Source organism: Calidithermus terrae (genome assembly GCF_003574345.1).
In the GTDB taxonomy this organism is placed as follows: Bacteria; Deinococcota; Deinococci; order Deinococcales; family Thermaceae; genus Calidithermus; species Calidithermus chliarophilus.
Genome location: NZ_QXDL01000159.1, coordinates 1 through 9807, shown reverse-complemented (window position 1 = coordinate 9807; position 9807 = coordinate 1). Strand labels below are relative to the sequence as shown.

The 9807-nt window shown below is 70.6% G+C and carries 10 protein-coding genes; 3 read left to right on the top strand and 7 right to left on the bottom strand.

The genetic code is table 11. The features are described 5' to 3' along the window. On the bottom strand, positions 1 to 320 hold a 320-nt coding region (locus Mterra_RS15590; RefSeq protein WP_170159697.1), incomplete at its 3' end, for a hypothetical protein. 102 nt (positions 321 to 422) lie between these two features. Here Mterra_RS15590 and Mterra_RS15585 point away from each other — a divergent pair. Further along, entirely contained in the window at positions 423 to 1094 is a 672-nt protein-coding gene (locus tag Mterra_RS15585) for an HAD family hydrolase (protein ID WP_170159696.1), read from the top strand. Here Mterra_RS15585 and msrA read toward each other — a convergent pair. Together msrA and Mterra_RS15575 are read right to left on the bottom strand one after the other, a co-directional pair. Beyond that, positions 1066 to 1626, bottom strand: a complete 561-nt coding sequence (gene msrA, locus Mterra_RS15580; protein WP_119316009.1) for a peptide-methionine (S)-S-oxide reductase MsrA — start codon at positions 1624 to 1626, stop codon at positions 1066 to 1068. The genes Mterra_RS15585 and msrA overlap by 29 nt on opposite strands. A gap of 147 nt (positions 1627 to 1773) precedes the next feature. Further along, positions 1774 to 2580, bottom strand: a complete 807-nt coding sequence (locus Mterra_RS15575) for a mechanosensitive ion channel family protein (RefSeq protein ID WP_119316008.1) — start codon at positions 2578 to 2580, stop codon at positions 1774 to 1776. A 187-nt stretch (positions 2581 to 2767) separates the two neighbouring features. On the opposite strand from Mterra_RS15575, the gene Mterra_RS15570 reads away from it, so the two are divergent. Next, the gene (locus Mterra_RS15570; protein ID WP_119316007.1) at positions 2768 to 3649 is read left to right on the top strand and encodes a methyltransferase; all 882 of its coding nucleotides are present in this window, start codon (positions 2768 to 2770) and stop codon (positions 3647 to 3649) included. 232 nt (positions 3650 to 3881) lie between these two features. On the opposite strand, the gene ypfJ is transcribed toward Mterra_RS15570, so the two are convergent. The 3 genes from ypfJ to Mterra_RS15555 form a co-directional block, all read right to left on the bottom strand. Next, a complete protein-coding gene (ypfJ, locus tag Mterra_RS15565) occupies positions 3882 to 4730 on the bottom strand; it encodes a KPN_02809 family neutral zinc metallopeptidase (RefSeq protein ID WP_119316006.1) in 849 nt (282 codons plus the stop codon). 76 nt (positions 4731 to 4806) lie between these two features. Further along, positions 4807 to 5715, bottom strand: coding sequence for a ribokinase (gene rbsK / locus Mterra_RS15560; RefSeq protein WP_119316005.1), 909 nt, complete (start codon positions 5713 to 5715; stop codon positions 4807 to 4809). A 177-nt stretch (positions 5716 to 5892) separates the two neighbouring features. Further along, a complete protein-coding gene (locus Mterra_RS15555) occupies positions 5893 to 6822 on the bottom strand; it encodes a nucleoside hydrolase (protein ID WP_119316004.1) in 930 nt (309 codons plus the stop codon). A 192-nt stretch (positions 6823 to 7014) separates the two neighbouring features. On the opposite strand from Mterra_RS15555, the gene Mterra_RS15550 reads away from it, so the two are divergent. After that, entirely contained in the window at positions 7015 to 9072 is a 2058-nt protein-coding gene (locus Mterra_RS15550) for a S9 family peptidase (RefSeq protein WP_119316003.1), read from the top strand. A 159-nt stretch (positions 9073 to 9231) separates the two neighbouring features. Here the strand turns inward: Mterra_RS15550 and Mterra_RS15545 are convergent. Then, the coding region (locus tag Mterra_RS15545; protein ID WP_147372838.1) for an alkaline phosphatase family protein at positions 9232 to 9807 on the bottom strand (576 nt) is incomplete at its 5' end.

Here is a 9807-nt window from a genome sequence, read left to right as displayed (position 1 = left end):
CAGCCAGCCCGCAGGTCGCGCAGGAAGGCGGCGCGGTCTTGGGGGGTGGGGTGGCGCAGGCGGGTGTAGCGCTCGGTGAGGTGGCGCAGGTGGTGCTGGGCGAGCTGGGCCGGGCGGTAGCGCTGGCGCCAGAAGTAGGTGAGGAGGTTGAGGGCGGCGGTGAGGGCGCAGATGAGGGCGCCGCCGAGCAGGCTGGTGAGGAAGGAGCCCTCGTGCTGGAACTCCATCAGGGTGAAGCCGCCCAGGAAGTGTACCGGCGCGTGGTTGCGGTACAGCAGGGCGAAACAGCGGAGGTGGGTGGAGAGGGGGGTCTTGGGCATAGCGGGTCTTGCTTTGCAAGTATAGGCGATCGGACGAAGGGCACCGGGTCATTCGCCCCTTCGGGCGCTTGGCCGAATTGCCCGGCGGGTACAATCGGGTGCGTGATCCGCGCCATCCTCTTCGACCTCGACGGCACCCTGCACGACCGCCAGCGCTCGGTGAGCGGCCTGGCCCGCTCGCAGCACGAGCGCTTCCCCGAGCTGCAGGCGGTGGAGGCGGGGCGCTGGCTCGAGCGCTTCCTGCACTTCGACGCGCGCGGCTACGTGCCCAAGGCCGAGGTGTACCCCGCGCTGCTGGCCGAGCTGGGGCTCCCCGGCTCGCTGGCCCAGCCCCTCACCGAGGACTACTGGGCGCGCTACAACGACTTCGCGCTCGGCTTCGCCGGGCTCGAGGAGGTCCTGGGCACGCTGCGCGGGCAGGGCTACCGCCTGGGCGTCGTCACCAACGGCTCCACCCGGACGCAGACGGGCAAGCTGCGGGCGCTGGGCATCGAGGGGTACTTCGAAGGGGTCGTCGTCTCCGAGGCGGCGGGGGCCAGCAAGCCGCAGGCGCGCATCTACGAGGTCGCGCTCGAGCGAGTAGGCGCGGTCGCCGAGGAGGCCGTGTTCGTGGGCGATCACCCCGAGAACGACGTGGCGGGCCCGCAGCGCCTGGGGATGCGGGCGGTGTGGTTGCGTGACGACTACTGGGGCGAGCCCGAACGCCCCGACGCGGTGATCGAGGGGCTGGAGGCGCTGCCCGGCCTCATCGCGCGCTGGAACCCTCCCGCTTGAGCCGGTCGAAGAACTTCTTACGGAACTTGCCCACCTTGGGCGCGACCACGAAGGCGCAGTAGGGCTGGTAGGGGTGCTTCTTGAAGTACTCCTGGTGGTAGTCCTCGGCGGGGTAAAACACCTCGAAGGGCTTGAGCTCGGTCACGACGGGGTCGTCCCAGACCCCCTCGGCCGCGAGCTCGGCCATCACCGCTTCGGCGGCGGCCTTCTGCTGGGGGGAGTGGTAGAAGATCACCGAGCGGTACTGCGGCCCCACGTCGTTGCCCTGGCGGCCGGGGGTGGTGGGGTCGTGGACGGTGAAGAAGACCTCGAGCAGCTCCCGGTAGCTCACCGCCGCGGGGTCGAAGGTCACCTGCACCACCTCGGCGTGGCCGGTCTGCTTGCCGCAGACCTGCTCGTAGGTGGGGTTCGCCACGTGCCCGCCGCTGTAGCCCGAGACCACGTCCACAACGCCCCTCAGCTCGTCGTAGACGGCCTCGAGGCACCAGAAACAGCCGCCGCCCAGCGTCGCGACCTCGTAGGAAGGGTTCATGACCCCATCTTGGGGCCTGGGGCCGTTCGGCTGGGTAAGGTATCCGACCATTGGCCGTCCCCTCCCGAGCCTCGGGAGGGGCAAGGAGGACGGAGGCGGCGGCGCGGGCTCGCCTCTTGCCCTCCGACGGGCCCACGCCGGCGCTGCTCAGGCGCTGGGCTGGGGCTGGGCCGCGGCCTGCGCCAGCACCCGCTGGGCGGCCTCGAGCACCCGGTCCTTCGACTCCAGCCCGTTGGTGCCGCCCAGGATCCACCAGCGCAGCCGCAGGGTGAGGCTGTCGGGGGCGATGGCCGCGACGAGCACTTGGGGCGGGGGCTCGTGCAGCACGCCGGGCACGCGGCGCACGGCCTCGAGCAGCGCCGGCCGCACCCGCTCCAGCGCCACCCCCTTGAGGTTGACATCTACCTCGAGGCGGCGGTTCTGGTAGGGGCGGCGCACCACCACCGACTCGGTGAAGAGGGTGGCGTTGGGGATGATCACGGTCTCGCCCTCGTCGCTGCGGATGCGGGTGGCGCGGGTCTGGATGTCCTCGACGCGGCCCTCGTAGCCCTTGACCTGGATGCGGTCGCCCAGGCTGAAGGGCTGGGTCAGCAGCAGCAGGATCCCGGCCAGGAAGTTCTGGAAGATGTCGCGGAAGGCGAAGCCCACCGCCACGCTGGTGACCCCCAGGAGCTGCACCAAATCGCCCACGCTCAGCGAGGGCACCACCAAGGACAGCGAGAGGAAGACCCCCGCCGTGACGACGACCCAGGAGGCCAGGCGGCTGAGCACGTAGCTGAGGTTCTGGGCGTTGCGGTGCCCCGAGAGCAGGCGCCCGATGATCTTGGGCACCAGCCTCGAGATCAGCACGAACGCCGTCAGGACCAGCAGCCCGACCAGGATGTTGGGCAGGTTGGCGACGAGGGAGGCCAGGAGGGTGTGGGCCCGTTTGAGCGCCAGCGAGAAGTCGACCATGAGCGCACCTCACCCCCAGGAGTGCGCCTCCTGGATGAAGCGCAGCTTTGCATAAGCAGAGTCTGGGCTGAGTCTTCCGGCTTCTCAAGGGAGCCTAAACGGGCGTGCGGGGGGTGGAAATCCGCCCGGAGCGCCATGGCTGCGCCGGCCGGCGGGCGATGCCCGGCCTGTGGTAGCGTGAGCCGTCATGAGCACACGCCCCGACGTGCACAGCGGCTTGGGCCTGGAGGCCTACGTCCAGGGCATGGCCCGCTCCAAGGGCGACAAGGCCCGCATGCTGCCCCACGTGCGGCCCGGGCGCATCCTCGAGCTCGGCTGCGGCAGCGGCGCGGTGCTCGAGCTGCTGCGCGGCTTCTCGCCCGCCTCCGAGCTGGTGGGCATCGACCTCTCGGCCAAGCTGCTGGGGGTCGCGGCCCGCAGCCTCCAGGGCGCCGCCCGCCTGCGCCGGCGCGACCTCTTCGCCCTGGCCCACGACCCCGGCCTGCTGGGGGAAGGGCCCTTCGACACCGTGATCCTCTGCTCGACCCTGCACGAGCTGGCGACCTTTGCCCTCGAGCACCCCGAGCGCTTCCCCGGCCACCCCGAAGGCCCCATGGCCGAGGCCGCCGCCCGGATCTTCGGCCTCGCCCGCGCCCTCCTCGCCGAGGGCGGCGTGCTGGTCGTGCGCGACGGGGTGCAGCCCGAGCGCCGCCCGCTGCGCCTGCGCTTCCGCAGCCCCGAGCTCGAGGAGCGCTTCTGGCGCTTCGCCGACGACTTCCGCCCCTTCACCCTCGAGTTCAGCGTCTCCGACGGGCTCTACACCCTGCCCTCCGACCACCTCTACGAGTTCGCCACCAAGTACTTCTACGAGACCAACTGGCACGTCGAGGTCGGCGAATACTTCGGCTGGGCCAGCGGCCGCCAGCTCGAGGCCCTGCTGCGCCAAGCCGGCCTCGAGCCCGTCCACCGCGAGGCCTACACCATCCCCTTCCTGGCCGAAAAGTGGGCAGCCGACCTCGAAGTCAGCGACCTCGAGGGAAGGCCCTACACGCTGCCTTCAACGCAAATCCTGGTAGCACGGAAGGGATGAGGGAAGAGCCCTCAGCCGTCAGCGGAAGGTCCGTGGCCCGTGGCTCGTGGTGTGCCCCACCCCGTCCCTCCCCACGCGCGGGGAGGGTTTATCCCCCCAACCCCCCTTGCTAAGGGGGGAACCAGGCGTCTTGCGTTTTGCGTTTGGCGTTTGGCGTCTTGCGTACGACGTACGACGTACGACCCGCACCCCACGTACGACCCACGCTCAGCTATCGGCCCTCGACCCTCCCTCAAGGATTCCGCACCGAGAACGTATCGCACCTTTCCGGGTCCCCGCTCTCGAAGCCGGTGCGGAACCAGCGCACCCGCTGCGCGGAGGAGCCGTGGGTGAAGGCGTCGGGGACCACGTAGCCCTGGGAGCGGCGCTGGAGGTTGTCGTCGCCGATGGCCGTGGCGGCGCCGATGGCCTCCTCGGGGTCGCCGAAGTCGAGCAGGCCGCGGCGGTTGGCGTAGTGGCCCCAGACCCCGGCGAAGCAGTCGGCCTGGAGCTCGAGCCGCACCGACAGCGCGTTGGCGGTGGCCGGGTCGGAGCGGGCGCGGCGCTGGGCGACCTGGTCCATGATGCCCAGCAGGTTCTGCACGTGGTGGCCTACCTCGTGGGCGATGACGTAGGCGGCGGCGAAGTCGCCGGAGACGCCGAAGTTCTGGGCCAGGCGGTCGAAGAAGGTGCTGTCGAGGTAGACCCGCGCGTCGCGGCCGCAGTAGAAGGGCCCGACCGCCGAACTGGCGCTGCCGCAGGCCGAGCTCACCGCCCCGCTGTAGAGCACCAGGCGCGGGGGCTCGTACTGCTGGCCGCTGCGCTCGAAGAGGGTGCTCCAGGTGTCCTCGAGGTCGCCCAGCACCGAGCGCACGAAGCGGCTGTCGGGGTCGTCGGCGGCGGGGGCCTCTTGGGTCTGGGTGGGGGCTCTGCCCTGGATCTGGTTGAGCACGTCGAGCGGGTTGGCCCCGAAGAGCAGGCTGCCCAGCAGCAACAGCAGAACTCCCCCCAGCCCCAGCCCGGCCGGGCCGCCCGGCAGCATCGGGCCGCGGCCCCGCCTATCCTCCACGTTGCCGCTCTGGCGCATCTGTCCCCACTTCATACCGACCTCCTGCCGCCCAGCTAAGCAGCCGATGCTTAGCCTTCGCGTACGGCGGGCTGAGAGGGGGCTGAGGGGGTCAGGTGCCGCGGGCGCTGAGGAAAGCCTCGGCCTCGAGGCGGCTGGGCAGCGAGGACTGCGCGCCCGGCTTGGTGACGGCCAGCGCCCCGGCCGCCGCGCCGAGCCGGACGGCCTCCGCCAGGCTCTTCCCCTCGCCCAGCGCCACGGCCAGCGCGCCGATGAAGGCGTCGCCGGCGGCGGTGGTGTCCACCGCGCGCACCTCGAAGGCGGGTTGGTAGCCCTCGCCCTCGGGGCTCGCCCACACCGCCCCCTGCCGCCCCAGGGTCACGACCACGGTGGGGCAGCGCTCGCGCAGGGCCCGGGCGGCCTCGAGGCCGAGTCCGGGGGAGTCCACGGCCAGCCCGCAGTAGGCGTGGGCCTCGCTCTCGTTGACCACCAGGAGGTCGAAGAGGGCCAAGTCGGCGGGGGCGAGGGGCAGGGCGGGGGCGGCGTTGAGGATCACCCTCGCGCCGCTCTCGCGACCGATGCGGGCCGCCCGGCGCACGGTGTCGAGGGGGACCTCGAGCTGCAGCACCACCACCGAGGCCCCCTCGAACTCGATGGGGGAGAGGTGCTCGGGCTTGAGCCTCGAGTTGGCCCCCGGCGAGACGATGATGGCGTTCTGCCCCTCCTTGTCCACGCTGATGAAGGCCACCCCGGTGGGCGAGTTGATGCACAGCGTGGCGTTGACGTTGATGCCCTGGGCCTTGAGGTGGGCCTTGATGCGCTCGCCGAAGCCGTCGTTGCCCACCCGCCCGATCATGCGCACCTTCCCGCCCATGCGCAGCGCCGCCACCGCCTGGTTGGCCCCCTTGCCGCCGAAGTGGCTCTCGTAGTCCGAGCCCAGCAGGGTTTCCCCCGGCACGGGGTGGCGGGGGACCTTGACCACGAGGTCCATGTTGAGGCTGCCGACGACGACGATGCTCATAGGAACAGCTTAAGGGGGCGGGCGTTCGGCGTCGTACGTCGTACGTAAAACGCGAAACGCAAGACGCGAAACGCAAAACGCATGTCCTACGTCTTACGCCGTACGCCTCGGCCCTGGACCCTCGGCCCTCGACAACCAAGCGCTATGAGCCGGCGGTTGGTGGCTGAAAGCTGACGGCTAGCTGTACCGCCCGATGCGCTCGAGCAGCAGCTCGTAGAAACCTTCGGCGTTGACTTCGAGGCCCACCTCGCAGTTGGGGGCTTTGCCGGTGACGCGCCAGTAGTCGCAGACCGTGCGGCCGAAGGCCAGGCCCTCGTTGGCTTCGATCTCGACGTGGTAGTGGCCGGTTTTGAAGAGCGCGGGCTCGAGCAAGTAGGCCACGGCGCAGGCGTCGTGGATGGGGGCGCCGGGGAAGCCGTAGCGCTGCTGGTGGTGGATCTGGAAGAACTCGAGCAGCTCGGCGGTGAAGGCCCCGGCGCGCGTGCTGAGGGCGCGGAAGCGGGCCACCCGCTCGGGCGTGGCGGGGGTCTGGTGGGTGAGGTTGAGGCCCATCATCACCAGCGGGACCCCGGCCTCGAAGACGATCTTGGCGGCGTGGGGGTCGCAGAGGATGTTGAACTCGGCGCTGGGGCTCCAGTTGCCGACGTCGATGGAGCCGCCCATCAGCACGACCTCGCGGATGGCCGGGACGATGCGCGGCTCGAGCCGCATCGCCAGGGCGAGGTTGGTCAAGGCGCCCACCGGCACCAGCGTGACCTCGCCGGGGTGGGCCAGCACGCTCTCGATGATGAAGTGCACGGCGTGCTTGTCCCGGGGCTGCTGGCGGGGCTGGGGCAGGGCGGGGCCCTCGAGGCCCGAGATGCCGTGGACCGCCTCGGCGCTGATGCGGTCGCGCACCAGCGGGCGGTCGGCGCCGGGGTAGACCCCTACGCTCGTGCCGATGACCTCCTGCACCACCAGCGCGTTGCGGGTGGTGCGCTCCAGGCCCACGTTGCCGTAGGTGGTGGTGATGCCCAGCACCTCGAGCTCGGGGCTCGCCAGGGCCAGCATGATCGCGACGGCGTCGTCGTGGCCGGGGTCGCAGTCGAGGATGATCTTCCGGGGCACGGGAGACAGTTTACCGTGGTCGTGCGCTGTGCGCCGAACGCGAGACGCAAGACGCCAAACGCGAAACGCTAAAGGCACGTCCTACGTCGTACGTCGTACGCCTTGGCCCCCGGCCCTCGACAGACCGCGTGCCTCCCTCTGACGGCCGACCGCTTGCCGCTGCGTCCCCTCGCCTTCGGCTAAGCTAGGCTCATGTCCGAAATCAAGCCGCCTACTGCCAAGCGCATTCCGCACCCCCACACTGCCCACGGCGATACCCGGTCCGACGACTATTACTGGCTCAACGACCGCGAAAACCCCGAGGTCATCGCGCACCTCGAGGCCGAGAACGCCTACCTCGAGGCGGTCATGGGGCCCCTGGAGCCCTTCCGGGAGCAGCTTTACCGGGAGATGCTCGGGCGCATCCAGCAGACCGACCTCGAGGTGCCCGTGCAGCACGGGCCGTACTTCTACTACGCGCGCACCGAGGAGGGGAAGCAGTACCGGATCCACTGCCGCAAGCGGGCGGCCTCGCGGGGGGAGCTCGAGGCCGCGCCCGAGGAGGTGATCCTCGACCTCAACGCGCTGGCCGAGGGCAAGAGCTACCTCAGCGTGAGCGTGCTCAAGCCCAGCCCCGACCACCGGCTGCTGGCCTACCTGCAGAACGAGGACGGCTCCGACCGCTACACCCTCTACGTCAAGGACCTCCAGACCGGCGAGCTGCTCCCCGACCGGGTGGAGGACGTCTACCTGCACCAGAGCCTCGAGTGGGACGCCACGGGCGAGTACCTCTTCTTCACCCGCGTGGACGAGACCCAGCGGCCGTGCTACCTCTACCGCCACCGGCTCGGCAGCCCCGAGCAGACCCTGCTCTACCAGGAGCCCGACGAGACCTTCCGGCTCAGGCTCTACAAGTCGGCCAGCGGGCGCTTCCTCTTCGCCGCCTCCACCAGCACCCTCACCGACGAGGTGCGCTACCTCGAGGCCCTCCAGCCCGAGGGCGAGTGGCACGTCTTCACGCCCCGGCAGCGCGGGGTGAAGTACAGCCTCGAGCACCAGGGCCAGCACTTCCTGCTGCTCACCAACCAGGACGCGCTCAACTTCAAACTGCTCAGCGCCCCCCTCCTCAGCCCCTCGCCCGACCACTGGCACGAGATGCTGCCCCACGACCCCGGCGTCTACCTCCAGGGGGTGCTGCCCTTCGCCCACCACCTGCTGGTCTACGGGCGGCAGGGGGGCTCCACGCAGGTCTGGGTGTGGGACCTCATCCACGGCACCTACCGCCGCCTGGAGTGGCCCGAGCCCGTCTACACCGTGGCGCCCGCCGACAACCGCGAGTACGCCACCGACCGCGCGCTCGTCAGCTTCCAGTCGCTCGTCACGCCGCGCAAGGTGCTCGAGCTCGACCTGAACACCCTGCAGACCACCCTGCTCAAGCAGGACGAGGTGCTCGGCGGCTACGACCCCGCCGAGTACGCGCAGGAGCGGCTGTGGGCCACCGCCCGCGACGGGGTGCGCGTGCCCGTCTCGCTGGTGTACAAGCGCTCGACCGCCCTGCCCGCCCCGCTCTACCTCTACGCCTACGGCTCCTACGGCATCAGCATCGACCCCACCTTCAGCCCTACCCGCCTGGTGCTCCTCGAGCGCGGCGTGGTCTTCGCCATCGCCCACGTCCGGGGCGGGGCCGAGATGGGCCGCGGCTGGTACGAGGACGGCAAGCTGCTGAAGAAGAAGAACACCTTCACCGACTTCATCGACTGCGCCCTGCACCTGGTGGAGGAGGGCTACACCACGCCCGAGCGCCTGATGGCCGTGGGCGGCAGCGCCGGGGGCCTGCTGATGGGCGCGGTCGTCAACCTCCGCCCCGACCTCTTCCGCGCGGTGGCGGCCCACGTGCCCTTCGTGGACGTGATCACCACCATGTCCGACCCCTCCATCCCCCTTACCACCCTCGAGTACGACGAGTGGGGCAACCCCGCCGACCCCGAGTTCTACGCCTACATGAAGTCCTACAGCCCCTACGACAACGTCGAGGCCAAGGCCTACCCCCACCTTCTGGTCACGGCCGGCATCAACGACCCCCGCGTGGGCTACTGGGAGCCCGCCAAGTGGGTCGCCCGCCTGCGCGAGCTCAAGACCGACGCCAACACCCTGCTGCTCAAGACCCACATGGGCGCGGGCCACGGCGGCAGCTCGGGCCGCTACGACCGGCTGAAGGAGGTGGCGCTCGAGTACGCGTTCCTCCTGGATAAGGTGGGGTTGCGGGATTAGGGGTCGATGGCCGATAGCCGGGCGCGGGTCGTACGCAATACGCCAAACGCAAAACGCAAGGCGCAAGGCGTACGACGTACGACGTACGACGTACGACGCCTTGGCCCTCGACGGACTACGAGCCACGGGACACGAGCTGATGGCTGACGGCTTATCGCCCTAAACCCGCACCGCGATCACCGGTACCAGCATTTCCTCCGCGCTCCAGCCGCCGTGGGAGCCGCCGTCGGGGCCGGGTGAGGCGGTGGGGTGCCAGAGCCAGCGGAAGCTCCGCTTGCCCCGGGGTACGGCGATGAGGTCGCCGGTGCGGGCGCGGAAGGGCTCGAGGGCGGGGGGGCCGCCGAACAGGCCGCGTTCCCAGGCCTGGGCGCTGGGGAGGCACTGGGCGAGGGGCTCGAGGTGCTCCGTCAGTTCCCGCAGCCGCTCGGTGCGGAAGTAGCGGGCGCGCACCTCGCCCGCGGGGGCGTCGGCGAGGAGCTCCATGAGGCGTGCGTCCTGCTGGGGGTAGAGGGCCTGGGCCGCGTCGAGCTCGTGCTGGCCGTGGTCGGCGCTGAGGACCAGGAGGGTTTTGCCGTCGCGGGGGAGCTTTCGCAGGAGCCTCGAGAACATCCCGTCCACGGCGGCCGCCTCGTCGGCGGCCTGGGGGCTTTGGGGGCCGTAGCGGTGGCAGACGGCGTCGTAGCCGGGCCAGTAGGCCACGGCGTAGCGCGGGCCGGGGCCCTGCAGGGTGGGGGG

Coding starts and splice junctions, on each gene's coding strand:
- Mterra_RS15570 (WP_119316007.1), top strand. CDS start 2,768: ATGAGCACACGCCCCGACGTGCACAGCGGCTTGGGCCTGGAGGCCTAC.
- Mterra_RS15575 (WP_119316008.1), bottom strand. CDS start 2,580: ATGGTCGACTTCTCGCTGGCGCTCAAACGGGCCCACACCCTCCTGGCC.
- rbsK (WP_119316005.1), bottom strand. CDS start 5,715: ATGAGCATCGTCGTCGTCGGCAGCCTCAACATGGACCTCGTGGTCAAG.
- msrA (WP_119316009.1), bottom strand. CDS start 1,626: ATGAACCCTTCCTACGAGGTCGCGACGCTGGGCGGCGGCTGTTTCTGG.
- Mterra_RS15550 (WP_119316003.1), top strand. CDS start 7,015: ATGTCCGAAATCAAGCCGCCTACTGCCAAGCGCATTCCGCACCCCCAC.
- ypfJ (WP_119316006.1), bottom strand. CDS start 4,730: ATGAAGTGGGGACAGATGCGCCAGAGCGGCAACGTGGAGGATAGGCGG.